Source organism: Amycolatopsis sp. lyj-90 (assembly GCF_046549035.1).
Taxonomy (GTDB): Bacteria; Actinomycetota; Actinomycetes; order Mycobacteriales; family Pseudonocardiaceae; genus Amycolatopsis.
In genome coordinates this window covers 571,543-597,221 of the sequence record NZ_JAJPWP010000004.1, presented here as the reverse complement: position 1 = coordinate 597,221, position 25,679 = coordinate 571,543, and the positions used below count along the sequence as shown (strand labels likewise).

26 protein-coding genes are annotated in these 25,679 nt (G+C 68.8%); 19 read left to right on the top strand and 7 right to left on the bottom strand.

Features of this window, described 5'->3' with window-relative positions; all coding sequences use genetic code 11:
- Positions 1–891 (top strand): glucose-1-phosphate thymidylyltransferase RfbA, encoded by an 891-nt coding sequence (rfbA, locus tag ACLJPX_RS18200; protein WP_410601129.1) that lies wholly within the window; start codon positions 1–3, stop codon positions 889–891.
- A 69-nt stretch (positions 892–960) separates the two neighbouring features.
- Here the strand turns inward: rfbA and ACLJPX_RS18195 are convergent, their stop codons facing one another.
- Together ACLJPX_RS18195 and ACLJPX_RS18190 are read right to left on the bottom strand one after the other, a co-directional pair.
- Positions 961–1,134: a hypothetical protein gene (locus ACLJPX_RS18195; protein WP_410601128.1), complete on the bottom strand. Its 174-nt coding sequence runs from the start codon at positions 1,132–1,134 to the stop codon at positions 961–963.
- A 7-nt stretch (positions 1,135–1,141) separates the two neighbouring features.
- Positions 1,142–1,291, bottom strand: a complete 150-nt coding sequence (locus ACLJPX_RS18190) for a hypothetical protein (protein ID WP_410601127.1) — start codon at positions 1,289–1,291, stop codon at positions 1,142–1,144.
- Positions 1,292–1,560: 269 nt separating this feature from the next.
- Between ACLJPX_RS18190 and ACLJPX_RS18185 the strand changes: the two genes are divergently transcribed.
- Together ACLJPX_RS18185 and ACLJPX_RS18180 are read left to right on the top strand one after the other, a co-directional pair.
- Complete coding sequence (locus tag ACLJPX_RS18185) at positions 1,561–3,207, top strand: ArnT family glycosyltransferase (RefSeq protein WP_410601126.1); 1,647 nt, start codon at positions 1,561–1,563, stop codon at positions 3,205–3,207.
- Positions 3,208–3,369: 162 nt separating this feature from the next.
- Positions 3,370–3,930, top strand: coding sequence for a hypothetical protein (locus ACLJPX_RS18180; protein WP_410601125.1), 561 nt, complete (start codon positions 3,370–3,372; stop codon positions 3,928–3,930).
- 40 nt (positions 3,931–3,970) lie between these two features.
- On the opposite strand, the gene ACLJPX_RS18175 is transcribed toward ACLJPX_RS18180, so the two are convergent.
- Together ACLJPX_RS18175 and ACLJPX_RS18170 are read right to left on the bottom strand one after the other, a co-directional pair.
- Positions 3,971–4,456 (bottom strand): hypothetical protein, encoded by a 486-nt coding sequence (locus tag ACLJPX_RS18175; RefSeq protein ID WP_410601124.1) that lies wholly within the window; start codon positions 4,454–4,456, stop codon positions 3,971–3,973.
- Between the two features lie 35 nt (positions 4,457–4,491).
- On the bottom strand, positions 4,492–5,379 hold the full coding sequence (locus ACLJPX_RS18170) for a LysR family transcriptional regulator (protein ID WP_410601123.1): 888 nt from the start codon (positions 5,377–5,379) through the stop codon (positions 4,492–4,494).
- A gap of 70 nt (positions 5,380–5,449) precedes the next feature.
- Between ACLJPX_RS18170 and ACLJPX_RS18165 the strand changes: the two genes are divergently transcribed.
- The 5 genes from ACLJPX_RS18165 to ACLJPX_RS18145 all read left to right on the top strand — a co-directional run bounded on the left by ACLJPX_RS18165 (position 5,450) and on the right by ACLJPX_RS18145 (position 9,379).
- The gene (locus ACLJPX_RS18165; protein ID WP_410601122.1) at positions 5,450–6,175 is read left to right on the top strand and encodes an SDR family NAD(P)-dependent oxidoreductase; all 726 of its coding nucleotides are present in this window, start codon (positions 5,450–5,452) and stop codon (positions 6,173–6,175) included.
- A gap of 282 nt (positions 6,176–6,457) precedes the next feature.
- Positions 6,458–7,027 carry a YbaB/EbfC family nucleoid-associated protein gene (locus ACLJPX_RS18160; RefSeq protein ID WP_101608021.1) on the top strand — a complete coding sequence of 190 codons (570 nt, stop codon included), beginning with the start codon at positions 6,458–6,460 and terminating at the stop codon, positions 7,025–7,027.
- The gene (locus ACLJPX_RS18155) at positions 7,027–7,383 is read left to right on the top strand and encodes a WXG100 family type VII secretion target (protein ID WP_101608022.1); all 357 of its coding nucleotides are present in this window, start codon (positions 7,027–7,029) and stop codon (positions 7,381–7,383) included. The genes ACLJPX_RS18160 and ACLJPX_RS18155 overlap by 1 nt, the downstream gene beginning before the upstream one ends.
- Entirely contained in the window at positions 7,384–8,649 is a 1,266-nt protein-coding gene (locus ACLJPX_RS18150) for a WXG100 family type VII secretion target (RefSeq protein WP_410601121.1), read from the top strand. It begins immediately after the preceding gene.
- A 22-nt stretch (positions 8,650–8,671) separates the two neighbouring features.
- Positions 8,672–9,379 (top strand): hypothetical protein, encoded by a 708-nt coding sequence (locus tag ACLJPX_RS18145; protein WP_410601120.1) that lies wholly within the window; start codon positions 8,672–8,674, stop codon positions 9,377–9,379.
- A gap of 136 nt (positions 9,380–9,515) precedes the next feature.
- Here the strand turns inward: ACLJPX_RS18145 and ACLJPX_RS18140 are convergent, their stop codons facing one another.
- Positions 9,516–9,980, bottom strand: a complete 465-nt coding sequence (locus ACLJPX_RS18140; protein WP_410601119.1) for a MarR family winged helix-turn-helix transcriptional regulator — start codon at positions 9,978–9,980, stop codon at positions 9,516–9,518.
- Positions 9,981–10,100: 120 nt separating this feature from the next.
- Between ACLJPX_RS18140 and ACLJPX_RS18135 the strand changes: the two genes are divergently transcribed.
- Positions 10,101–11,234, top strand: coding sequence for a DUF5996 family protein (locus tag ACLJPX_RS18135; protein ID WP_410601118.1), 1,134 nt, complete (start codon positions 10,101–10,103; stop codon positions 11,232–11,234).
- A 33-nt stretch (positions 11,235–11,267) separates the two neighbouring features.
- On the opposite strand, the gene ACLJPX_RS18130 is transcribed toward ACLJPX_RS18135, so the two are convergent.
- Positions 11,268–12,125, bottom strand: a complete 858-nt coding sequence (locus tag ACLJPX_RS18130) for a hypothetical protein (RefSeq protein ID WP_410601117.1) — start codon at positions 12,123–12,125, stop codon at positions 11,268–11,270.
- Between the two features lie 137 nt (positions 12,126–12,262).
- On the opposite strand from ACLJPX_RS18130, the gene ACLJPX_RS18125 reads away from it, so the two are divergent.
- The 10 genes from ACLJPX_RS18125 to ACLJPX_RS18080 all read left to right on the top strand — a co-directional run bounded on the left by ACLJPX_RS18125 (position 12,263) and on the right by ACLJPX_RS18080 (position 23,935).
- On the top strand, positions 12,263–14,308 hold the full coding sequence (locus ACLJPX_RS18125) for an MDR family MFS transporter (RefSeq protein ID WP_410601116.1): 2,046 nt from the start codon (positions 12,263–12,265) through the stop codon (positions 14,306–14,308).
- 152 nt (positions 14,309–14,460) lie between these two features.
- Positions 14,461–15,285: a S1 family peptidase gene (locus ACLJPX_RS18120; RefSeq protein ID WP_410601115.1), complete on the top strand. Its 825-nt coding sequence runs from the start codon at positions 14,461–14,463 to the stop codon at positions 15,283–15,285.
- Between the two features lie 224 nt (positions 15,286–15,509).
- A complete protein-coding gene (locus ACLJPX_RS18115; RefSeq protein WP_410601114.1) occupies positions 15,510–16,493 on the top strand; it encodes a hypothetical protein in 984 nt (327 codons plus the stop codon).
- 101 nt (positions 16,494–16,594) lie between these two features.
- Positions 16,595–16,939 carry a hypothetical protein gene (locus ACLJPX_RS18110; RefSeq protein WP_410601113.1) on the top strand — a complete coding sequence of 115 codons (345 nt, stop codon included), beginning with the start codon at positions 16,595–16,597 and terminating at the stop codon, positions 16,937–16,939.
- Positions 16,936–17,166 carry a hypothetical protein gene (locus ACLJPX_RS18105; RefSeq protein ID WP_410601112.1) on the top strand — a complete coding sequence of 77 codons (231 nt, stop codon included), beginning with the start codon at positions 16,936–16,938 and terminating at the stop codon, positions 17,164–17,166. The genes ACLJPX_RS18110 and ACLJPX_RS18105 overlap by 4 nt, the downstream gene beginning before the upstream one ends.
- A gap of 254 nt (positions 17,167–17,420) precedes the next feature.
- On the top strand, positions 17,421–20,300 hold the full coding sequence (locus tag ACLJPX_RS18100) for a type 2 lanthipeptide synthetase LanM family protein (protein WP_410601111.1): 2,880 nt from the start codon (positions 17,421–17,423) through the stop codon (positions 20,298–20,300).
- 13 nt (positions 20,301–20,313) lie between these two features.
- The gene (locus ACLJPX_RS18095) at positions 20,314–20,508 is read left to right on the top strand and encodes a hypothetical protein (RefSeq protein WP_101608033.1); all 195 of its coding nucleotides are present in this window, start codon (positions 20,314–20,316) and stop codon (positions 20,506–20,508) included.
- An 89-nt stretch (positions 20,509–20,597) separates the two neighbouring features.
- Positions 20,598–23,486: an ATP-binding protein gene (locus ACLJPX_RS18090; RefSeq protein ID WP_410601110.1), complete on the top strand. Its 2,889-nt coding sequence runs from the start codon at positions 20,598–20,600 to the stop codon at positions 23,484–23,486.
- Between the two features lie 3 nt (positions 23,487–23,489).
- A complete protein-coding gene (locus ACLJPX_RS18085; protein WP_410601109.1) occupies positions 23,490–23,729 on the top strand; it encodes a glutaredoxin family protein in 240 nt (79 codons plus the stop codon).
- Positions 23,726–23,935, top strand: coding sequence for a ferrous iron transport protein A (locus ACLJPX_RS18080; RefSeq protein WP_410601108.1), 210 nt, complete (start codon positions 23,726–23,728; stop codon positions 23,933–23,935). Before ACLJPX_RS18085 ends, ACLJPX_RS18080 begins: the two co-directional genes overlap by 4 nt.
- A gap of 394 nt (positions 23,936–24,329) precedes the next feature.
- Here ACLJPX_RS18080 and ACLJPX_RS18075 read toward each other — a convergent pair whose 3' ends face one another.
- A complete protein-coding gene (locus tag ACLJPX_RS18075) occupies positions 24,330–25,634 on the bottom strand; it encodes an aldehyde dehydrogenase family protein (protein WP_410601107.1) in 1,305 nt (434 codons plus the stop codon).
- Between the last annotated feature and the right edge of the window lie 45 nt (positions 25,635–25,679).

Genomic DNA, 25,679 nt, shown 5'->3' with positions numbered 1-25,679 from the left:
ATGAAGGGCATCATCCTGGCGGGCGGGCGCGGTACCCGGCTGTATCCGATCACCCTGTGCGTCTCGAAACAGCTGTTGCCAGTGCACGACAAACCGATGATCTACTACCCACTGTCGGTGCTGATGCTGGCCGGGATCTCCGACATCCTGATCATCTCCACCCCGCAGGACCTCGGCGCCTTCCGCGCGCTGCTCGGCGACGGTGGCAGGCTTGGACTCAAGCTCACCTACGCGATACAGCAGGAGCCACGGGGAATCGCCGACGCCTTCCTCGTCGGCGCGGAGCACATCGGGTCCGACGACGTCGCGCTGGTACTGGGTGACAACATCTTCCATGGCCCTGGTTTCGGCGAGGTGCTCGATCAGAGCGTCGCCGATCTCGACGGCTGCGTGCTGTTCGGATACCGGGTGCCCGACCCGGAACGGTACGGCGTCGCGGAGGCCGACGACCGGGACCGCATCCTTTCACTGGAGGAGAAACCTGCCCGTCCGCGGTCGAACATCGCTGTGACAGGGCTTTACCTCTACGACAACGACGTCGTGGAGGTCGCCAGGTCGATCCGGCCGTCGCCACGCGGTGAACTGGAGATCACCGACGTCAACAAGGTCTACGTGGAACAGGACAGGGCCGGCCTGGTCGACCTCGGCCGCGGGTTCACCTGGCTGGACACCGGCACGCACAACTCGTTGACCGATGCCAGCCACTACATGCAGCTCATGGAGCAGCGCCAAGGTATCCGCGTCGCGTGCATCGAGGAGGTCGCACTGCGCATGGGCTTCATAGACGCAGATGCCTGCTACCGGCTCGGCGAGGAGCTCGCGAGCTCCGGCTACGGCCGATACGTCATGGACATCTCCTCGTCGGTGCCCCTGCTGCGCGCAGCGAACTAGGTGTACTGACCCCGAAGGTTGGGTACGGGGGCGACACGTGATCGGATGATGTCACGCCGTCCGCGAGCCTCATGGACGCTGCTGTAGCTCGGTCAGCTCCACTGTGTTCGGCCCGTGTTCAGCGGCGATCCTGAGGAATCCGGCGATCGACGGCGACCGGCTCCCCACGCGCCAAAGCGCCAGGGTCCGGTACGGCGCCACATCACCGACCGGCCGGTAGACGACGTCCGGGCGGACGTTCACGGCGTGTCTACGGCGCCAGCACGGCCTGCGCGCCGAACTGGAGAACCGGGCTGTCGGCGATGTCCTGGCGGTGGCCTGCGACGACCGGGTCACCACTGGCACCGGTGTCGAGCGCGCGGATCACCTGGCCGCCCGCTTGCCGAAACAGTCCTGGCAACGGCTCTCCGTGGGCCAGGGCGCGAAAGGACACCAGTTCTATGACTGGGCCTGGATCACCGTCCACGACACCGCACCCGATGCCCGGCGGCACCACCAGGCATGTCCGGCGGCCTGCGAGTCCGATCGGCGGTATGGGTGCCGGCCGATCGTGGATAACGTCGTAGTCCGCGAGAGTTCCGGCCGTAGCGCGCGTGCAGGGGCGAATTCGCGCACTGGGGAATGCCTTGAAGCAACTCTGCCGGATGGCCCGCGCCTGGAGGTACCGGAGTGTCCGGAACACTTGCCCGTCTTCCGTTGTCCCAGGACGTCGTGCCCGAAAGCAGGCCCCCTCGCTGGGCGGTGTGGCGTTCGCCGTCCGATCAGCCGCACTGGGCCCGGCCGGTGTTGCTGGGCATCGCGGCGGTGGCAGCGGTGCTGTACACGTGGAATCTGCCGGCGGTGGACTTCGCGCCGCTGTATTCGGACGCCGTGAAGAGCATGTCCGGGAGCTGGAAGGCGTTCCTGTTCGGGGCCGTGGACGCGGAGGCGACGTCCACTTTGGACAAGCTGGCCGGCTCGTTCGTGCCACAGGTGGTCTCGGCGAAGATCTTCGGGTTCCATGCCTGGTCGCTGGCGTTGCCGCAGGTGATCGAGGGCGTGATCTCGGTGCTGGTGATGTACCGGGTGGTGCGGCGCTGGGCCGGTGTGGTGCCCGGTCTGCTGGCGGCCGGGATCTTCGCGTTGACTCCGGTCGCCGCGTCGATGTTCGGGCACAGCATGCAGGACGGCGCGCTGGTGATGTGCCTGGTGCTGGCCGTCGACGCCTATCAGCGGGCGGTGCTGGAGGGGCGGTCGCGGTCGCTGGTGTGGGCCGGGGTCTGGGTGGGGCTGGGTTTCCAGGCGAAGATGCTGCAGGCGTGGATGGTCTTGCCCGCGCTGGCGATCGGTTACCTGCTGACCGCTCCGGTCGAACTGCGCCGCCGGGTGAAGCACGTGGCGATCGCCGGGGTGGTGACGCTCGCGGTGTCGCTGTCGTGGATCGCGCTGTACACCTTCACCCCGCCCAGCGCCCGGCCCCACATCGACGGCAGCACGAACAACAGCGCCTTCGCCATGGTGTTCGGCTACAACGGCGTCGGCCACCTGGGCATCCAGCTGCCCGGCGCCAGGAAATTCGACAACGACGGCGGCGCGATCGACCCGCAGCAGCCGGCCGGGCAGCGTGACATCCTCCCCGCCAAGCGCGGAAACACCGAGGAGGACCCGACGAAAGCGACGAGCAGGCCGGTCCAGAAGGGCTGGGCCAAGCTGTTCGACGGCCACCTCGCCGTCGCGGTCGGCTGGCTGTACCCGCTCGCGCTGCTGGCCCTGCTGTGCGGACTGTGGTGGCGGCGCGGGGCAGTGCGCACCGATCCGGTGCGCGGCGGACTGGTGATGTGGGGGGTGTGGCTGCTGACCTTCGGTCTGGTCTTCAGCGTCGCCGAGGTCCCGCACACCGCGTACGTGGCCTCGCTCGCGCCAGCAGTCGCCGCGCTCTCCGCTCTGGGCATCGTCCTGTTCTGGCGCGCGTACCGGGAGGGCGGCAAGCGGGCTTGGCTGTTGCCACTCGCGGTGGCGGCCGAGGTGGCTTGGGCCGCGTGGTTGTGGTCGCACTACCCGAATTTCCTGCCGTGGGCGAAGTGGGGTGCGCTCGCGCTGGGCGTGGCCGCTGTCGTCGCGCTGATCCTGGCGCGCGTGGTCAAGACCACCTCGCCCCGCCTGGTCACCGCCGGGCTCGCCGTCGGGGTCGCGGCCGTGGTGGCCGCGCCCGCCACGTACGCGATCTCCGTGCTGGACCCCGATTACTCCGGCATGTCCTTCGACGCCAACGCCGGCCCGGAGTCGGGCCGGATTCCCGCCGCGCCGCCCACGCCGGCCAACGGGGCGGGTGGGTGAGCCGGGTCCCCGGAACGACCGGTGACGGCGGGTCTTCCCGACAGGCCAATGGTGACGCGAATCTTGCATTCCTTTTGGATCGGGCACGATTCTCGAAGCGTCCCGTGTGACGTAAAGTGGGCCGCTGTGCTCAACACAAGACTCTCGGTCGGCCTCTTCGTAGTGGCCGGTGCTTTCGTACTGGCCGCGTGCGACAGCTCTGCCGCGCCGGACGCTGCCGCTCTCGACCCCGCGAAGTGCGCTGACCCGAATTTCGCCAGTGCTCACAAGGATTTTTGCGCCGACAACGCCTCCGTGCCGGAGACGCCGGCAGCCGAAGCCGCCACGTTGTCCAACGGCTTGAAGGTCAGGATCGTCTCCGCGAAGTCCGAGACCGTGGATTCGAACGCCTACGACTCCGGCCCAACCGAGAACGTCGTGGTGACAATAGCCACCGAGATCACGAATACCGGCAACGCGACGCTCGTCTTCCCCACGGCGAAGAACAATGTCCGTACAGAGTTGCTCTACGGCCGCAACCACGCCAAGGCGACGAACTCGGCCGTTCAGAAGAGCGGCCCCACAGACCTTCCGGAGCAGCTCGTCGCGGGCGGATCGGTGACGATGATGTCGACCTTCACGATGCGCGCCGGGGGCGCGGACAACGTCGTCTTCCGGTTCAACCCTGACAGCACCACCACAGACGACCTCACCTTCACGAACGTCCAGACCTTGTACAAGTAGCGCTCGCGCGCCTTCTCCGCCGGCTACCCGCCGCGGGACGTCACCGCCAGAAGGAAACCAACCAGCACCACCACAGGTGGAACCGCGCTCGGGATTTCTTCATCCGCACGCCGTGATGCCATAGCACCATCACGACTATGGCGCCCGCGCTGAGCAGAGTCAGCGCACTGCCCATGACGATCACACGAGTGTGCTTGTCACCTTCGTCGAATTCCGCGCGTCGCTCGTCCGGCCACACCCGGATGTGTACCCGGCCGCCGCCCCGGTAGGCCGCCTGGCGGCGCCCCTTGTCGTACTCGAAGGTTTCCGTCCTCGTCACCCCGTCGAGTCCGGTGTATTCGACGTCCGCGGTCTTGCTCCCCTGAGGCCCGGTCGCCACGACCCGCCCCGGGACGAGCCCAGCCGACCGGTTGACATCCACGGCGAGGGAAACACCGAGCCACAGCACCGCGAGCCCGCAGACCAGCAACATCGGCGGAAGCCACGAAACGGTCATCTCAGGCAGCCGGAATCTCGACAACGTCATGCTCTCGGTACGCTCAGGACGCTGTCGCGGTTGCCTCAGTGGTGACGGCTGCGCAGGGTTTCCACCGATCCGTGTTCAGCGGCGATCCTGAGGAATCCGGCGATCGAAGGCGACCTGCTCCCCTGCCGCCAGAGCGCCAAGGTCCGATACGGTGTCACGTCACCGACCGGCCGGTAGACGACGTCCGGGCGGACGTTCACGTCGGCCAGCGAGGCGGGCACCAGTGCCACGGCCTGCCCGAAGGAGACCACGTCCAGCAGCTGGGCGGTGTCGCGCACGACCGGCCCGTCGGACCGGCGATCGGGATGACCCAGCCAGTGACCGGGCTCGACGATCCGCGCATCCGCCCATCTCGGAGCGGGCTCGGCGATCAGATCGGCGACACTGAGCACGTCGCGACCGGCGAGTTCGTGATCGGCGGCGAGCGCGGCGACGCGCGGTTCGGACGTCAGGAGCTCGGTTTCGAGGCCGTCACCGTCCACACAGGCCGCGATCGCCAGATCGGCGCGTCCGTCACGGACCAGCTCGGCCTGTTCACCGAACCCGCTCACCACCACGCGGATCTCCACCGCCGCCGGATCCTCCCGGAAGCGTTCGCGAACGCGGTGCAGCAGCCGGGTGGCCACTCCGGGTTTGGCGGTCACCACGAGCGCGTTCCCGACCCGCCGCGTCCGGTGGACGGCGACGTCCAGAGCGGCGAGGACCCTCACCGACTCGGCGAGAAGGGTCTCCCCCGCGGAAGTCAGCGCCAGCCGCCGCCCGGTGCGGTCGAACAGTTCCGCGCCGATCCGGCGTTCGAGCCCGCGGATGGCCCGTGACAGCGGCGGTTGCGCGATACCGAGACGCCCGGCCGCGCGGGTGATGTTCAGCTCTTCGGCGACGGCGCGGAAGTAGCGCAGTTCGCGGATCTCCGGATCCGGCATACCGCCAGGGTAGGGCCCGCACACCGGATCGGTGGTTCTGTTCGGACGCGGGGTCGGCTGGAGTGAGGGCATGCACACGCACGAAGTCGCGCTCGTCACCGGCGGCAACAAAGGCATCGGCAAGGAGATCGTCCGGCGACTGGCCGCGCGCGGACTCACCGTCTACCTCGGCGCGCGGGATCCGGAAGGCCGCGCGGCCATGGCGGGCGTCCGGTCCATCCGGCTCGACGTCACCGACGAGGCGTCCGTGGCGGCGGCGGTCGAGACGATCGAGGCCGAGACCGGCAGGCTGGACGTCCTGGTCAACAACGCCGGCATCACCAGCGAATGGGGTCTGCGCACCGCCGACTTCACGGCCGCGCACCTGCGCGAAGTGTACGAGGTCAACGTTTTCGGTGTCGTCACGATGATCTCGGCCTGTGTGCCCTTGCTGCGCCGCTCCCCCAACCCGCGCGTGGTCAATCTCTCGAGCGGGCTCGCCTCCCTCACCTTGCTGAGCGATCCGGAGATTCCCCTGCCCACCGAAGGATTCCTCGCCTACAGCTCGTCCAAGGCCGCACTCAACGCCTTGACCCTGCTCTACGCCGAAACCCTCCGCGCCGACGGCATCAAGGTCAACGCCGTCAGCCCCGGCATGGTGCCGACCGACCAGAACGCCGGGGCCCCTTTCCCGCGCGGGCACCGCACCGTGGCCGAGGGTGCGGCCGTTCCGGTCCTGCTCGCGACGATCCCCGCGGACGGCCCGTCCGGCGTCTTCCGCGGCCCGGACTCTCTCGAGGACGTCATCCCCTGGTGACATGGTGACTAGTACGGCGTCCCGTCCAGCGCCCTGGACCGACGACCTCGGTGTAGAACAGCTCGGCCAGCTCGAGGCCGGGAAGGAATGACCGCGTCACGCCGGCCACCCTGGCAGGAACGCGCGACGGCAGGCCAGCCGATATTCAGCGCGATGAAGACGTGGCGACCCGATCACCGCTGGCCATTCCCCTGAACAGGTGAGCCGGATTGATCCGGAAGACACGCCGCCGGGTCGACGTGAACGATGGACCAGGTCACGAGTACCGCACGGGGAGGCTCCATGTCGGCCGAATTCGACCAGCTGGTCGCCGAATTCGAGAAGTTCCAGTCCAGAATCCAGAACGTCGACGATCGGTTCGCGAACATCGGCGGGATGCAGGACGAGCTGAGCAGGCTCGAGGCGACGGCCACGTCGCCGGACCGCTCGGTGACGGTGGTGGCGGGCCCTGGAGGCGCCGTCATGGACGTCAAGTTCACCGAAGAGGCCCTGCGCCGGCGGCCGGAGGCGCTTTCCGCCGCGGTGATGTCGACCATCCAGCAGGCCGTGGCCGAATCGGCCCGGCGGCAGGCGGCGATCGTCGAGGAGCACATGGGCGACGACCTCCACCTGGTCGACCAGGTGCTCGAGACCCAGGCCGAGCTGTTCGGGACCACGGTCGAGGAACTCAGGTCGAAGATGGACGAGGCCGCGCCCCCACCGCCCGCGGCCGAGCGGCACGACGACTACTCCGAGCGCTCGATCCTGCGCACCGACGAGCCCGAACCGCCTCGGCCCGCTCCGCCGGCCCCGAGCAGCGGATCCGACGGCGACCGCTTCCTGAAGGACCTGTTCGACGAGGACGGCCGCTGATGCCCGACGGTGCGGTCAACGGCGGATACGAAGTCGACCCCGCCGCGTTGCGCCGCTACTCCGGCGAGCTCGGCAACTACGGGGGCCAGACCGGGAAGCTGAAGGAGATGGTGGGCCAGGCGGACGTCGGCAACGAGTCCTGGGGACTCGTCGGACTGTTCACCAAGGACGGCTACACGCAGACCTTGCAGTCCCTCAAGGGCCTGATGGAGGCCATGGCCAAGGGCCTCGACAGCGCCGGCTCGAAGATGACCCAGGCCGCCGACATCTACCAGGGCATCGAAGAAGACCATGTGACGACGTTCAACAAGATCGAAGTGAAGATCGACGGGCCGAAGACCGGGGGAAAACCGTAAATGGCCGAAGTCCAGGACGTGACCGCGGGCATGTCGATGAAGTCCTACCAGGACGACACCGTCATTCCCGGGATCAACACCGAGAACGCGATCAAGAAGACGCCGATCGTCGGCGACGCCGTCCAGCTGGGCAAGGACTCCGTGTCCGCCTACAAGCAGGTGTTCGACGGCAAGACCCAGGCCGACGGCGCCGACATCGCGATGGGCGTCACCACCATCGCGCTGGACGCCAAGACCCTGATCCAATCCGGTTCGCAGACCATCGTGGACATCGCGACGGATCCGCTCGGCTGGCTGATCGGGCAGGGACTGAGTTTCCTCATCAACGTCGTCCAGCCGGTGCAGGACGCCATCCACTTCGTCAGCGGGGACGGCCCGGCGCTGAGCAAGGCGGCGGAGAACTTCGGCGCGCTGGCCAAGGCGCTACAGGACATGTCGGTCAACTTCGACCAGGTCGCTGACGAGCGCCTGGCGGGCTGGGCCGGTGACGCCGGGACGGCGGCAAAGAAGGGACTCGCCGAGTTTTCCAGCGGTATGAACGGTGTCGCGGCGAAAGCCGGGGACATGGCGCAGATGCTGCAGCTGAACAGCATGGTGATGACCTTCATCGAGGAGCTGATCAAGGCGATCCTCACCGAGGTCATCAGCTGGCTGATCACGCTGTGGGTGCCCGCGATCGCCGCGGCCGTCCCCACCTGCGGCGCCTCCACGGCGGCCGCCGGTGCCGCGACGCCGCCGAAGCTCGCCGCCACGGCCACGAAGACGACCGGGTTCGTCAACCGGCTCCGGAAGCTCCTGTCCGACGTGCTGGCGTGGCTGCGCAAGATGCAGGCCAAGCTCGCCGACAGCAAGATGGGCAAGTTCCTGACCGACGGCAACCGGGCCACCGACCGGTTCGCCGACCGGATGAAGGACACCAAGTCCGGCAAGGGTTACGTCGACGCGCTGATGGGTGAGAAGGGCATGCTGGGCAAGCGGCTCGACACGCCTCGTCCGGTGTTCAACGCGACGAAGGACGCCGTGGACGTCGACGCGACCCTACGCGGCGAGATGCTCAGGGACGTGGGCAAAGCGGCGAAAGACGGCGTCGTCAAGGGCCTGACCGGTTCGACGACCGGGGACTGGCAGGACAAACGCGGCCGGGCGATCCTCGACGCCGGCGGCAAGGTGATCGGCTATGTCAAGGACGGCAAGAAGGCCGTGGACCACGGTGACCGCGGCCAGGAGCAGTCCGATCAGGAGACCAAGAACGACCTGGATTTCTGAACGACGACGGAAGGTGTTCAGGATGGTCTCGGCGCTCGATGCCGATTCGCCGATCGCGACCGTGATCGGCGCGATCCTCATGCTCGTGATCGGGGCCGGGCTCCTCGCCGTCGTGCTGATCGTCGCGTCCAAGATGAGCGGACGGCGGGAGCGCCGGCACTGGATGGCGGGCTTCGCCGCCGAGGTGTCCGGCACCTTCCACGGCGAGCACAGCAAGACATCGCCGGGTTTCGGGGTGGATCCCGTGAGCCTCGAACGGCCGCTCGCGGAGGCGGCGATCGTCCGCTGTGTCGAGTTCGGGTATCGCGATCACGACTTCGTCGGCGTCGACTATCTGGACGACCGGCACCAGCCGGGCGGGGACAGCACACCGCGGGCGTTCCATTCGGTCCAGCTGCGGGTGCCGGAGTCGGCCCCGCTGTTCGTGTCCGCCGACGGCGCGTTCCCGACCCGCGTCATGCGGGAGTTCGAGCAGGTGAAGACGTTCGACCGGGACTTCGACGGGGCGGTGAAGGTCCGCGCGGCCGACCGCGAGCGGGCCGCGGAGCTGCTCACCCAAGAGGTGCGCGACTGGCTGCGCGCGGAAACGCGCCTCACCCAGTGGCCCGTGTACCTGGAGCGGGCGACCCTCCGCACCGGCGGGCAACGGCCGCTGACCCGGGAGACACTCCTCGCGGAGGCCGATTACCTGATCGACGTCTCCGGCCGGCTGCCCACCGATCGCCGTTAGGGCTTGAACACGAGCTATTAGGACGCTGAGTGTCCCGATTCCTTAATCCGCCTACGAACACGACACGTTTGCCCCCCAAGAGGTTCCAGAGCCAGAGCCGTCGTGACTGACGAAGACGGTCGTTCGAGTGTCCCGGCTATCCGTCGTCGTCGGGGAGCCTGTCGAGGACCCGTTCGAGTGCGGGGCCGATGACATCGAGCTCGGCATCGGTGAGCGCGCCGATGAAGTACCGCCGGACGGCTGCTACGTGCGCGGGAGCGGCGGCGACGATGGCCGTCCGGCCCGCTTCGGTGAGCCGGACCATCGAACCGCGCGCGTCCTCGTTGCACTCCTCGCGGACGACGAGGCCGCGCTTCTCCATCCGGATGATCTGGTGGGAGATCCGGCTGCGCTCCCAGCCGACCATCCGGCCGAGGTCACGCGCCCGCAGCACCCCGTCCGGAGCCTCCGAAAGCGGCACCAACAAGGTGTACTCCGCGGCGGACAGCCCCGCGTCCTGGACCAGCTGACGCTCCAGCACCGCGGTCAGCCGCGGCAGCACGTCGATCATCCCGCGCCACGCGCGCGCCTCACGCTCGTCGAGCCAGGACGCCTCATCCATTGGTCTCAATCCCTACGTGCCGGGTTCCCGCACCGAGCCTATCAGCGATGTTGACGCGTCACCGAAAACCCCGTAGATGTAGACGCGTCAACAAAATCGGGTGACGATAGGGAGAGCCGCGTGGTGGACGCCGTCAGGGCGACCGGGCGCGAGAAGCTGATCATCGCGGGTCTCGAAGCGCATGACATGGCCGTACGGCGCATGATCCAGGCTGGCGTGGCGCCGATGACCGGGGTCGCCTTCGCCTGGGAGACGCAACTGCTCAACACACCCGCCCCCACCACCGGCGCTCGCGCCCAGCAGCGCCAAGAGAAGAGAGAACCGATGACCGACTCCACGACAACGAGTTGGCCGAGCCTGCGGGTCTCGGACTGGACGCCCACCCGCGAGACCCTGCACATGTGGACCCAGATCGTGGGCAAGATCCGCATGGCCCACACTCCCCTGCTCAACCACTGGTGGCAGGTGACGCTGTACGTCAGCCCACGCGGGTTGACGACGTCGGCGATCCCGTACCGCACGGGGGCCTTCGAGATCGAGTTCGACTTCGTCGGCCACCGGCTCGAGATCCGCAGCAGCGACGGCGGCGCGGGGAGCCTTCCGCTCCGGCCGATGCCGGTCGCCGAGTTCTACACCCGGATCCTGGACCTGCTCGACCGGCTCGGGATCGAGGCATCGATCCGGCCACACCCCAACGAGGTCGAACCGGCGATCCCCTTCGCCGAGGACCACACCCACGCCTCCTACGACGGCGAGGCGGCCGCTTTGTTCTGGCGGCAGCTGCTGCAGGCGAACCGCGTGATCGGCGAGTTCCGATCGCACTTCGTCGGCAAGGTCAGTCCCGTCCACTTCTTCTGGGGAGCCATGGATCTCGCCTGCACCCGGTTCTCCGGGCGGACGGCTCCGCCACACCCCGGCGGAGCGCCCAACTGCGGCGACTGGGTCATGGTCGAAGGCTATTCCCGGGAACTGTCCAGTTGCGGGTTCTGGCCCGGCGGCGGTGAGGAAGGCGCCTTCTACTCCTACGCCTACCCCGCACCCGAGGGGTTCGCCGACCAGCCGATCGGCCCAGAAGGCGCGTACTACAGCACCGAATTCCAGCAGTTCCTCTTGCCCTACGAAGTCGCCCGCGCCGCACCCGATCCCGACCGCGCCGTCGCCGATTTCCTCCGCACCACCTACGAGGCCGCCGCGAACCTCGGGCACTGGGACCGCTCCGCGCTGGAAGACGACCCCTTCCGCTGGGCTACCTGAGGCTTTCGGTCCTCGAACCGCAATCCGCACACGCTAACGGCGTGCCGAGTCCCTTTCGGACCCGCTGGGTTCCTTGGCCTGGCTGGCGTAGTGGGCGGTGACGATCGCGCCCGACATGGCCAGGATCAGGCCCGCGACCGTGAAGGCGGTGAAGCCGTCGCGGACGCGGTCGTCGAGGAAGACCAGGCCGATGACCGAGGACAACGCCGTGTTCGTGGTGAACATGATCGCGTTGACCGCCGTCGCGCCGCCCTTCTGCAAGGCGAGGGCGAACGCGACCGCGGCGGCCAGGCCGTTGAGGATCATCCCCCACACGGCCGGTTCCGCCAGGACGGCCCAGCCCGATGACGGGAGCTCGAGGGTGCGCGCCGAGACACCGACCATGCTGAACCCGACTCCCGTCGCGAAGCCGAGCACCTGCGCGGCCCAGGGACGGTCGAATCGCCTGAAATACCAGGCGATCGCCCCCACGACCAGCGCCATCGCGGGCAGTACCCAGCGCCATTCCGACGGGAGCACCTTGGCTGGCCCCGGCTGCGCCGACAGGCCCAGCAAGACCAGACCGACCGCCCCCACACCCAGCGCGACCCAGCCCGGTGCCGCCAGGCGGGTGCCCATGAACGCGGTGATCGCGGCCGTCACTCCCACGCTGAACGCCAGCACCGACTGGACGAGGAACAGCGGCAACCGCTGCAACGCGGCCGCCGCGCAGGCGAAGCCGACCAGGTCGACGCCGATGCCCAGGAAGTAGATCCATTGACGCCGCAGGTGCACCAGGTCCAGCGCGGTGCCACCGAAAGCGCCCGCGCGGCGGACACCGATCGACTCCAGCACCGAGCCGCTGCCTGAGGCCAGCGCCGCCAGCAGCGCGAGGATGTATCCGACGATCACCCCCGCAGTCTGTCAGCCGGTCTCGAAGGCCCAAGCCCGTACCGTGGCCCGACGTCGGCTACCGGATCGGGTGATCATCGAAATGCGGTGCCTGCGGCGCCTGTCTTACGTTGTCTTCCTGACGTGAGGGAGACTCGATGACCACGACCGCCGAGGTCAGCAGGCCGGACGTCACCCCACCGGTACTGAGCCGCAAACGCAGGAACGCGGTGTTCGGGGCGGTCGTGCTCGGCATGTTGCTCGCCGCGCTGGATCAGACGATCGTCGGCACGGCGCTGCCGACGATCGTCGGGGACCTGGGCGGGGCGGGGCACCTGTCCTGGGTGATCACGTCCTACCTGCTCGCCGAGACGATCATGACCGTCGTCGTCGGGAAGCTCGGCGACCTGTTCGGCCGCAAACTCATGTTCCAGCTGTCGGTGATCGTGTTCACGGTGGGCTCGTTCTTCTGCGGGTTCGCCGACGACATGATCTGGCTCATCGTGGCCCGCGCGGTCCAAGGGCTGGGGGCGGGCGGGCTGATGGTCACCGCGACCGCGCTGGTGGCCGACGTCGTGCCCCTGCGCGAGCGGGGCAAGTACCAGGGCGTACTCGGTTCGGTCTTCGGCGTCGTCACGGTGCTCGGCCCGATGCTGGGCGGGCTGTTCGTGGACCACCTGTCGTGGCGGTGGGCCTTCTACGTCAACGTTCCGATCGCGGCCGTCGTGCTGATCGTGGCGGCGAGCGCGATGCCGAAGGTGAAGGCCGCGGCGAAGCCGGTGATCGACTATCTGGGCATCCTGCTCATCGGGCTCGCCGCGACCGGGCTGACCCTGGTCACCAGCTGGGGTGGCACGCAGTACGCGTGGGATTCGCCGACGATCATCGGGATGGCGATCGGCTCGGTGATCCTGCTCGTGCTGTTCGTCTTCGCGGAGAAGCGCGCGAAGGAACCGACCCTTCCGATGCGGCTGTTCCGAAATCCCGTGTTCGCCGTTTCGGCGATTCTGAGCTTCGTCGTCGGCTTCGCGATGCTCGGCGCCCTGTCTTACTTGCCGACGTATCTGCAGTACGTCCACGGCATCTCGGCGACCAGCTCGGGGGTGCGGATGCTGCCGATGGTGATCGCGCTGCTGGTGGCCGGCGTCTTCGCGGGCAACGTCGTCGGCAAGACGGGGCGGTACAAGATCTTCCCGATCGCCGGCGGGGTCGGGCTGACGCTGGGCCTGTACCTGCTCTCGCGGCTGACCCCGACGAGCGGATTCTGGGAGATGTCGCTCTACTTCGCCGTCCTCGGCCTGGGGATCGGCTTGAGCATGCAGGTCCTGGTCATCGTCGTGCAGAACACCGCCGACTACCGCGATCTCGGCGTGGCGACCTCCGGGGTGACCTTCCTCCGGTCCCTGGGTTCTTCGTTCGGAGCGGCCATCTTCGGCACGATCTACGCCAATCAGCTGGCGCCGAACCTGGCCGCGGCGGGCGCGGAGCACCCGCTGCCACCCGGGATCGATCCCAAGGCGGTGCAGGTCCCGAACGCACTGCACGCTTTGCCGGATTCCGTGTCGGCACCCTATGTGCAGGCGTACAGCGATTCCTTGCACACGGTGTTCCTGTACGCCGCTCCGGTCGGACTCGTGGCGCTGGTGCTGGCGTTCTTCCTGAAGGAGGTGCCGTTGCGGGACACCTCGCGAGCGGCCGCGCCGGATCTCGGCGAGGGTTTCGCGATGCCGGAGTCGGGCAACGGCGACCAGGACCTCGAACGCGTCGTCGGCCGCTTGCTGGCCCGCGAGGGGAAGGCGGCGTCCAGCGGTGTCCTCGCGAAGTCCGGATGCGAACTCGACAACGGCGGGCTGTGGTGCCTGGGGCAGATCCGGCTGCGGGAACGGCGGAACAAACCGACGTCCCTGGCGGTGATCGGCAGCCGCTACGGCATCCCGCCCGAGGTGTTCGAAGCCGCCTTCGCGCGGCTCGAGTTCACCGGGCACCTGGCCTTCCGGTCCGGCGAATGGGTCACCACGGCGGCGGGACGCGCCGAACTCGAAAAGCTCATCCGGGCGTGGAAGAGCTGGCTGGCCGAGCGGCTCCTGGATTGGGGTCTGGAAGGACACGAAGAACTCGACGCGGCGCTCGGCCGGGTCGCGAACCGGATCCTGGACCAGGCAGCCGAGGATCGGCCCAGCGGAAAGCACGCGGCGGCCGTCTGAGCCTGGGCGCCAAGGGAAGAAGGTCACCCCCTCGCTACCCCCGGTGTAGGGCTGGCCCCACCACGAATCAGCGGGCTGACCCGGTGGTTCAGGGAGCCGTGAACGGCGATGCTGGAACCGATCGATCCGAAGTCGCCGAACGAAGGAAAAGCATGTCGCGAGTGGATTCCGTACGCCGCAACCTGATCCGGACAGTCAGTGTCGCGCTGGCAGGGGCGTTCTGCGCGATCGCGGCGGCCGGCAGTGCCGATGCCGTGGTGAACGGGAGGAACTCGACCGAGCGCTATCAGTTCATGGCATCGATCCCGGAGGTCGTGCCCGAGATGAACAACGCCAAGGGTGTCTGCGGGGCGGTGCTGATCCACCCGCAGTGGGTGGTGACCGCCGCGCACTGTGTCGACCCTGGCAACAACCCGGCCGTTCCGGAGGGGACCGTGCGCATCGGCAGCCAGCGGCGGACCTCCGGCGGCACCGTGCGCGAAATCGACCGCTGGGTGCGTCATCCCGGCTACCAGCCTGGTCAGCCGAACAAGAACGACATCGCGCTGGTTCGCCTGGACCGTCCGGTCTCCGAACGGCCGATCCGCGTCGCCGATCGTCCCGGCCGCCCCGGCACACCGACCCGCTTGCTGGGCTTCGGCACCACGGTCGACACCGGCGACCTCACCAAGGCGGTGTTCCCCGAACGACTCCAGGAGCTCGACACCCGCCGCGGGGCGGAATCCGAGTGCTCGCCCGGCTACGCGGACCCGACCCGGCTGTGCACGATCAGCCGCAAGCGCGACGCGATGGCGTGCATGGGCGATTCCGGTGGACCGCAGATCCAGTACGGGCGAGCGGGCCGGTGGGAGCTGATCGGCGTCACTTCGGGACCCGGTGACGACGACGTCCCCTGCGCGAACGGCCCCGGCCTCTACACCAGCGTTCCCGCCTACGCCGACTGGATCCAGCGCACCATCCACGCGCGTGCCCGGTGAATTCCACTCACCCTTTCCGCCGCGCGAATCTGCGCACGGCACAAGCGCAGCGCGCATATCCGCGCATTCACGGACAATGGCCGGATAATCACCCGTCGCATTTCGCCGTCCAATAGAGCAGGAGCACTAAGACCCTATTCGATTGCACCTGGCCGGAGTACACCGGATAAGGGGGAGGAAGTCTCACCTCCTTTCACGGACAAGCTCAAAGGTGAGGTGCAGCTGTGCTCGAAGTCGAACTCGACATCTTCTCAGGTATGCCCAATCCGACCTGGACCCTCTCGGAGCGAGAGGAACGGGAACTCATCGAAAGAATCTCGGCCGATCCGGCGCAGGTGTCGCCGGCGGTCACTCCGGACGAGCAGTTCAGCCTGGGTTACCGGGGACTGCTCGTCCGGCTCGTCAAGACCGATGGCGGACCACGGAGCGAACTCACGTCCGCCTGGGGCACTTCGCTCCCCACCGAATTCCGGATCGGCAGCAAACCCGCGACGGAACCCGTCGCCGACTGGCTTCTGGGGACTTCCGAGGCGTATCCGGACGCCGGAGTCGACGACGAGCTGCGCGAAGTCGCGTCGAGCGGTGTCGATCTGGTGCAGTCGTCCTTCGACGCCGTGGATCCGGCGAGCTTCGTCAGCCGCCGCGCGGACGGCGCCGCCATATCCGGACTCGAAGGCGAGGGAGCGCACGCGCCCAACGAACCCGGGGGTGACGTTCATGTCGAAGGCGCGAGCTGGTGGGACTGCAATTCCAACTACTTCAACGCGAACGCGTCCCTGTTCAATCAGCCGGAGCATGTCGGCAGGAACAACTGTTACTGCTTCGCCAGCAACCATCTGGCGGGCGTGCGTTTCGCGCTGCCGGGCAAGCGCGGCGGCCACCCCGCGACCTCCATCACCTGCGGCGGCGTGACCAACGGTCTTTACGCCGACGGCTGGAAGGACGGCTGCCAGACCAACGGCCTGACGATCGTCCTGGTGATCTGGCCGAACCGCGACTACCACTTCTACCGGCTGGTCACCGACGCGCCGTACTGGTGGTGGGGCCACAAACCGGGCGCGACACCCGCCAAGTACACCGATGACTGCGGTCACAGTATTTACCAGTACAACGGTCAGGGATACGCTCCCAACAACTGCTGCCGCGGGAATTACACGAACTTCTGCGGATACTTCTACCAGAACAACAGCACAGCCCTCGTCGCCTAGGAGCCGCCATCACCGCGTATTCCGGTCTCCGGTGGATCCTCCTGGCGCTCGTCCTCTGTGCCTGCAGCACGGTGCCGACGACGTCAGGAGGAAACACCGCCGTGGCCGACAACGCAGCCGTCGAACTCGACATCTTCTCCGGGATGCCGAACCCGGCTTGGACCCTTCAGCAGGCGGAAGCCACCGAGTTCCAGCGCAGGCTCGAGGCCCTGCCACCGGCCGCGGCCGGCCGGATCGAAAACAATCTGGGCTACCGGGGCTTCGTCGTGCGCAGCGGCGGGACCACCGTGCTGGTGCAGCGAGGGCTCGCGCGGGTCACTCGGGAAGGCGGAACCTTGCTTCACACCGACTCCGGCCGTGAGCTGGAGCGATGGTTGCTACGGACGGGCAAGCCGTTCGTCGACGCCGAGACCTTCGCACTCGCGGAGCGGGAGCTCGGCAAGTGACGGACGAACAGCTGATCGTCGAATTCGCGCTGACCCGGCTGGACAATCCCGGCCTTGACCTCGAGGAGGTGGCCACGCTGACCGTCCGGCGGCTGGGAGAGGACCGGATGCTGGACTTCGCCGGGCGCACCCTCGTCAGCCGCGGCGAACTGCGCGGCGCCGCGTTCCCGGCCGCGGTCGAACACGTACTCCGGGTCGTTCTGACGTTGCGCGGCCCGGACGAGTGATCCGCCGTCGGCGCGGGCCGGACCCCCAGTGAAACCGGCCCGCGCCCGAAACCACGGCGAGCCCCCTGCGCCCGCCGCGAGTTCCCCGCCACCAGACCATGGTGCGGCCGGGACCGGTCCCCGCGTATGGGTGCCGGGACCCCATATTCCGGCGGTGAGCGTGCCGTACCCCGTCGTCACTCTCCGGGCACCTTCGTGCGTGCGCTGAATGTGGGGGTCCCGCCCCCATGTGCGGGTCCCGGCGAACTGAAAGCATGAACGCCGTGACGCCCCAGCTCCCGGCGACGTCCCTGCCGCTGAAGTGGTGGGTGCACGGCCAGACCCCGCGCGAACGGACAGCGGACAAGCCCAGGTGGGCGGACTTCGCCGAACACGCCGTCACCACGCTTCTGCCGAAGCGCCCCCCAGTCGGTGACTGGTGTGTCGCGTTCGCCGGGGTCTTCAGGTCGTTCGTCGACGCCGCCAGCCGTGACGCGGTCCCCGGCGACCTCGCCGGGGTGGACGTCGACGCGCTCCGCCGGGGCTTCGCGGCTCAACTCGACCAGCATTTGCTCAAGCTCTCGGTGCGCACGCTGGTCCTCGAACTCCACCGTGCCCGCAAGGCCGGCACCCTCGAGGGCGAGACGTCCGAGGAGCGCTTCTCGGACTTCGCGCGCAGGCAATCGACCCCTGACGGACTCGTCCGGCTGTTCAGCGAATACCCGGTCCTGGCCCGGCTCGTCGCGCAGGCCTGTCTCCACGCCGCCGAAGCCCACGCCGAAATGCTGACCCGCTTCTCCGCCGACGCCACCGCGCTGCCCGGCTCGGTCGCGGACGGTGACCTCGGCACGCTGGTCGAGGTGGCGGGCGGGATCGGCGATTCGCACGTCCGTGGACGTTCGGTCAAACTGCTCCGCTTCTCCAGCGGCGCCAAGGTGATCTACAAGCCTCGCTCGCTGATCCTGCACGAACGCTTCACCGACGTCGTCGAACGGCTCAACAAACGGCTGCCCGGCCTGGAACTGCGGACCGCCGACGCGGTGCCGCGCGACGGGTACGGCTGGCTCCGGTTCGTCGAGCACCGGCCGTGCGCCGACATCGCCGACGTCGACCGCTTCTACCGCCGCCAGGGCATCCTCCTGGCGCTCCTGCACGCACTCGACGCGACCGACGTCCACTACGAGAACATCATCGCCAGCGGCGACCAGCCGGTGCTGATCGACATCGAGACGCTGTTCCAGCCGTCACCACCCGATCAACCGGACGGCGACCCCGCGGCGGCGATGCTGGCCAGGTCGGTCCAGCGCACGCTGCTGCTCCCCCAGCTCTTCGCCGGGGAGCACGGCGCCGTCGACATCTCCGGGCTGGCCGGCCGCGGCGGCAGGCTGCCCACCGACCGGGTCGACTGGGCCGATCCCGGCACCGACCACATGCGGCTGGTCCGCGTGCCCGGCGAGCTCGCCGGAGGGAACAACCTCCCGCGCCTCGACGGCCGAGACGTCACCCCTGCCGAGCACAGCGCGGCACTGCTGGCCGGGTTCCGGCTCGGCTACGACGCGCTGTCCACCGTGCGGGACGAGCTCGCCGAGCATCTCCAGCGCTGCGCCGAGGATCCCATCCGGGTGCTCATCCGGCCGACGAACTTCTACTTCCGCCTGCTGGACGAGACCACCCATCCCGACCTCCTGCGCGACGCCGCCGACCGCGACCACGCGTTCGACCTGCTCGAAGAGGATTCGATGGGCGACGAGAAGCTGCTCCGGCTCGTGCCCCACGAGCGGGCCGACCTGTGGGCGGGCGACGTCCCGATGTTCACCTCGAACCCCGGTTCGACGTCGCTGCTGGATTCCTGTGGCGAGAGCATCGAAGGCGTGGTCGACCGGCCGTCGCTGGACACCGTGCTGGCGAAGGTCGCCGACATGGATCCGCTCGACCAGCGTGATCAGGAATGGCTGATCTCGGCCACCCTCGCCATCAGCACGGCGACCACCGGGCACCACGACGGTGGCGAAACGGTGGAAACGGCGGTGCCGAACCAGGCGCCCGACGCGGAACGGCTGCTGATCACCGCTTGCGGCATCGCCGATCACATCGTCGCCAACGCCTTCTCCGACGAGCGCCGCTCCAACTGGCTCGGCATCGAGCTCGTCGACGACCGCTACTGGACCGTGCTGCCGATGGGCGCGGGGCTCGGCGAGGGGTACTGCGGTGTCGCGCTGTTCCTCGCCCAGCTCGCCGAGCTGACCGGGATCGCGCGGTACCGCGATCTGGCCGCGTACGCGATCGCCCCGCTCCCCGGTCTCTTCACCACCCTCCGGGCGGATCGTGAACTCGCGGCCACCGCCGGCTGCGGAGGGCTTCTGGGACTCGGCGGCGTCGCGTACACGATCGCCAGGCTCAGCACGCTGGTCGGTCTTCCCGCGGGCGACCTCATCGAGCAGGCCGTCGACCTGATGCCCGACGCCGGCCCCGAGACGCCCTCCGGGTTCACGACGGGCCTCGCCGGCGGTGTCGCCTCGATGCGCTCGGTGTATGTCCAAACAGGACTGGACGCGGCGCTCGCCCGGGCCGACCGCTACACCGCGCAGCTGCTCGACCGCGAGTGTCCACACGAAACGGGTTTCGCCCGCGGTTCCGCCGGGATCGACTGGGTCCTGCGGGCACACGACCGGACAGGCGAAGAACCGTCCGGAAAGGCGGACGATCGGGCGGAAGGCACCGGCGGCTGGTGCGACGGCCTCGCGGGCGCCGCCCTCGGCGTCGCGGCCCACCTGCCCGATCCCGCCCCCGCGCTGGAGCTGGACCGGACGGTCAAACGGCTGGCCGACGGGGCACCCCTGAAGGATCTCAGTCTTTGCCACGGCGAGTCCGGAGTGCTGGAAGTGTTGTGCGTGCTGGCGGAGAACGGGCACACTGGCGCCGCCGCCGCGGTGCGTCGCCGGACCGGTCATCTGCTCGCCGCCGTCGACCAGCGTGGTGCTCGTTGCGGGACTCCCGGGGCGGTCTCCGCGCCCGGGCTGCTGAGCGGCCTGGCGGGCATCGGCTACGGCCTGCTGCGGCTGGGATTCGGCGACCGGGTCCCGTCCGCGCTGCTGCTCCGCCCCGACCGCCCGCATCCGGCGGCCACCATCGTTCCGCCGTCAAACCGAGGATGAGGAGAAAAACCGAATGTACGAAAGAGATCTGCCCGCCACCGAGGACGCCCTCGGTGCCGTGAACCTGCCGCGCGCCCTCGAGGTCGGCTCGCGCAACCACGCGCTGGCGGGGAGCAAGCCGCGGCTGAGCGCCAACCCGCTCGCCACCCTGTCCGGCGACCCCGGTTCGCCGTCCGTGGTCAGCCTCTTCACCGGCGGCTGGATCTGAGAAAAGCTCACGAAGGCGGGCTCGCGCCGCCCGCCTTCGTGATCAACTCTTCGCCGTAGCAGGGGAATCCGCTCGCTATAGTCACGGCGGTGGGGATCCGTTCGTCGCGGGTGATCGGCCGCGATGCCGAACTGGCCGAGCTCTCGGGAGCTCTCGATCGCGCCATCGCCGGTCGCGGCGGCGCGATCTTCCTCGTGGGCGAAGGTGGCGTCGGCAAGTCGCGGCTCGCGATCGAAGCCGCTTCGCGCGCGATCGCCGGGGACATCCCGGTGCTGCAGGGCAGGGCCAGTTCGATCGGCCCGCTCGTCCCGTTCCGGCCGCTGACCCAGGCGTTGTTGTCGCATTTCCGCGGCGGCGGCCCGCCGGAGGCGGCCGAACTCGACCCGTTCATCCCCGTACTCGCCCAGCTCGTCCCGGACTGGAGCCGGGGCGACCGGCCGCGGGAATCCGGCTCCCTGATGGTGCTCGCCGAAGCCGTCTTCCGGCTGCTGGCCGTCACCAGCCGCGATCGCGGCGCGCTCCTGGTCCTCGACGATCTCCAGGACGCCGACGCCGAAACGCTGTTCATCCTCGAATACCTCGTCGACAACCTGCCCGCGTCGCAGGCCCTCTTCGTCGGCACGCTCCGCAACGAGCCTTCCGACGCCCTCCGCCTGGCGACCTCCGGTGCCCAGCGGATGAGCTGCGCCGTCCTCGAACTCGGCAGGCTCGGCCTCTCCGACACGCGCGCCCTCGCCGCGGCCTGCCTGGAGACCGAGCCGGGGAACCTGCCGTCGCCCGCGGCCGAACTGTTGTGGCGCAACAGCGCCGGCCTGCCGTTCATCGTCGAGGAACTGCTCCACGGCATGGTGAACGACGGCCTGCTGGTCGAGGGCCGCGAGGGCTGGCGCGTCATCGGCGAACTCCGCGCCCGCGTCCCCGCCGCGCTCGTCACCAGCATCGGTGTCCGGATGGAGCAACTCGGCGAGCAGGCGGAGGAGCTGCTGTCGGTCGCGGCGATCATCGGCCGCCGCTTCCCGCTTTCGGTGGTGCAGACGGTCACCGGCACGAACGACCGGACGCTGCACAACCACCTGAGCGCCGCGGTCTCGGCGAACCTGGTGACCACCGACGAGACGACGCCCGGCTGGTACGCCTTCCGGCATCCGCTGACCGCGGAAGCACTGCTGGAGCGCCAGGCCCCGGCGCGGAAAGCCGCACTCGCCCGTCAAGCCGCCGATGCCGTCGAGAAGCTGTACCCGGGTCTGCCCGGCGACCTGTGCGCGCTCGTCGCGTCGCTCCGGCTCACCGCGCTCGACGAGCGCGCGGCGGGCCACCTGTTCGCGGAAACCGGTCGCCGCGCCCTCGACGCCGGTGCCGCGGACTCCGCGGTCACGATGCTCACGAAGGCCGTCGACCTGCTGGCCGGAGCCGACGCGGGTGACCGGGCCGAGGTGCTGGAGAGCCTGCTGTACGCGCTCGGCCAGACCGGTCAGTTCGACCGCGCCGTCGAACTCTCCGCGGGCTTCGGCGAGATCGGGACACTCGAACGGGCCGCCAAACTGCACACCCAGCTGGCCTGGGCCGCCTACATCGCCGGACGGCACGACGAATGCCTCGGCCAGATCGACCGCGCCCGCGCTCCCCTCGGTTCGGCGATCTCGCCCGCTCAGCAGGCCGCGCTCGACGCCGTCGAAGCGAACCTCTGGCTCGACGTCCCCGGCCGGACCGGCACGGCGGAACGGCTCGCGCGCCAGGCGTGGAAAGTGGCCGAAGAGACCGAGCAGCCGTTCGTGGTCTGCCAGGCGCTCCAGGTGCTCGGCATGCTCGCGCTGCCGCGGGACCTCACCGAATCCGAGCACTACATGCAGCTCGCGCGGCGCACCGCCGAGGACAACCATCTGCCTCACCTCCGCACCCAGGCGCTGGTCCGGCTCGGCGGGCATCGCGTACTCATGAACGGCGACGAGCAGACCCTGCTGCTCGCCCGCGCCGACGCCCAGCGGCTCGGGTCGATCACGCTGCACTGCGCCGTCGACGCCGTGCGCACCATGCACGCCGTCCTGCGCTGCGACTTCGGGACCGCGCACGCGCTGCTGGAGGAGAACCTCGCCGTGCTCGGCAGGCTCCGGCTGACCGCGTTGCTGCAGTACGCGCACATGACCAGGGCGATGTCGGCCGGGCACCGGGCGGACCGCCCGGCGATGGAACAGGCACTCGAGGACTTCCGGGAGAGCGGCGGCGAGAACGCGCAGGAGAAGGTCCTCAGCATCGGGCTGGCCCGCGTCTTCTGCTCACTGCTCGAAGAGGACTTCGACCGGGCGCGCCGGGAACTCGACCAGGTCACCGAACTGGAGGACCTGAGGCCGAGCCGATTCCACCTCGCCGGTCAGCACGGGCTCAGAACGCTCGTCGACACCCTCGGCGGCGCCGACTGCCCCGAGACCGGATCCGCCGTCAGCGGGATGCGGTGGAACCGGCAGTTCGTCGAGTTCGCGCACGCCGTCGAACACGGCAGGCGAGGCGACGCGGAGAAAGCCGCGCGGGCGGTGGCCGCCGCGCTGGAGACGTCCGCGCCCTATCCCCTGGCCCGGCACCTCGGACTCCGGCTGATCGCCGAACCGGCCGCCGCCGGTGGCTGGGGCGACCCGCCGGGCTGGCTCAAAGAGGCCGAAGAGTACTTCCACGGCAGGGACATCCCGGCCGTCGCGGCCGCCTGCCGGAGCCTGCTGCGCAAGCTCGGCGCGCCCGTCCGGCAGCGCCGGGCCGGGGTCGACCGGGTCCCCGGCGACCTGCGCGCGTCCGGCGTCACCGTGCGCGAATACGAGGTGCTGCTCCTGCTCGCCGAACGGATGGGCAACAAGGACATCGGCGCCCGGCTGCACATCTCCCCCAGGACGGTCGAGAAACACGTCGCGAGCCTGCTCGCCAAGACCGGCCTCGCCGACCGTTCGGCCCTCGCCGAACAGGCCGCCGGACGGCGACCTGGCATGCTGTGATCCATGAGCGACCTCACCGTGTACGGCGCCGGCTGGTGCCCCGACGTCAAACGCAGCCGCGCCCTGCTCGACGCCAAGGGTGTCGAGTACGACTACCTCGATGTCGAAGCGGACACCGGCGCCGAGGAGACCGTGCGCGGACTGCAGAACGGTGAGCGGCGCATCCCGACCATCGTCTGGCCGGACGGCACCCACCTGGTGGAACCGAGCGACGACGAGCTCACCGCGCACCTGAACCGATGACCCTTCCGGACGTCCCGGTCGGCACGAGGATCGTCGTGCGGTACCGGATCGAAGGCGGTTTCACCGACGCTCTCGGCTACCTGCGCTCCCGTGACGACGAGGAATGCACCGTGGAGACCAAACGGGGTCTCGCGACCATCCGGCTTGCGGACATCGTGCTGGCGAAGACGGTCCCGCCTCCGCCGGTGCGGCGTTCCGCCTCGTGAGTGGTAGGGACGGTTAGAACCGTCTTTACCACTCACGAGGACTCACCACGGCTCGGAACCCTCGTCGTCTGAAGTACTTGAAGGTGCGGTGACTGTGTCGCGAAAGCCACTTTTGGGACATCAGACGTCGCGAAAGTGGCTTTCGCGACACCCGGAACTCCTTGACTGTCCTTAAGGGACACTTGTCACGGTATGGATGTCCGATTTAGGCGCTTGGCGCACTTTGCGATGGGGGCAAAGCCGACATTTGGGCATCAATCGGGCATCTAGTCGCTTGGAAATGTCCCGAGTGGACAGTCAGAGTGCGGTCGGCTCGCGGCGGCCAATCCAGATCCGCTCCGCCGGGACGACGGTGTTGCCGACGCCTTCACGCGTCCTTACCACTCACGAGGACTCAGGCGAGCGGCTTGTCCAGCACCGCCTTCACGTGGCTGAAGTTGTCGATCGAGTAGCGGCCGTGATAGCGCCCCATCCCGCTCTCTCCCACTCCGCCGAACGGCAGCTCGGGTGCCGCGAGATGGATGATCGCCGCGCCGAACACCAAGCCACCAGACGAAGTCTCCGTCTCGATCCGGCGCTTCGTTTCGTCCGACTCGGTGAAGGCGTACAACGCCAGCGGTTTGTCGCGTTCGTTGACGAACGCGAGTGCCGCGTCGACGTCGGGCACCTCGATGATCGGCAGGATCGGGCCGAAGATCTCGTCCCGCATCACCGGGGCGTCCGGGGAGACGCCGGTGAGCACGGTGGGCGCGATGTACTTCTCGTCGCGGTCGGACTGGCCGCCGACGACCGCGGTTCCGTTGTCCAGCAAGGCGGCGAGCCGGTCGTAGTGCCGGGTCGAGATGATCCGGCCGTAGGAGTCACTGGCGGCCGGGTCCTCGCCGAACATCCTCTCGACGGTCTTGGCCAGGTGCTCCGCCAGTTTCGGACCGGTGTCGCCGATCGCGAGGACGTAGTCGGGGGCGACGCAGGTCTGGCCCGCGTTGGCGAACTTGCCGTAGGCGAGGCGCAGCGCGGTCACGGCGAGATCCGCGCCCGGCTCGACGATCGCCGGGCTCTTCCCGCCCAGTTCGAGCGTGACCGGTGTGAGGTGTTTCGCCGCCGCGGTCATGACGATCCGGCCGACGGTCCCGTTCCCGGTGTAGAAGATGGTGTCGAACTTCTGCTCCAGCAGCGCGGTCGTCTCCGGAATCGCTCCTTCGACGACGCGGACGCCCTCGACGTACTTCGGCAGATGTTCGGCGATCGCGGCGGAGGTGTTCGGCGACAGCTCGCTCGGCTTCACGACCGCGCAGTTGCCCGCCGCCAGTGCCCCGACCAGCGGCGCCAGCACCAGTTGCAGCGGATAGTTCCACGGCCCGATGATCAGCGCGACCCCGAGTGGTTCGCGGACGACGCGAGCATCCCCTGGCCGCAGCGGCCGGGGAAGGTCGGCGGGCTCCGGATTCAGCCAGGAGTCGAGGTTCTCCAGCGTGTGGTCGATCTCGTTGCGCACGAGCGCGATCTCCGCGCGTTTGGCCTCGGCGGCGTTTTTGCGAAGGTCGGCGTAAAGCGCCTTGAGGAAGACGTCCTCCTGCTCGGACAGGAGCGTGCGCAACCCCGTGAGCTGCGTTCGCCGCCAGGCCACTGGTTTGGTGACCCCGGAACGGAAGAGTTCGCGCAGGTCATCGACGACGGCGGGCGCTTCACTGCTGCTCATGACCACGAGCCTAACAATGAGATCTCGACGGAGTGATACACAGAG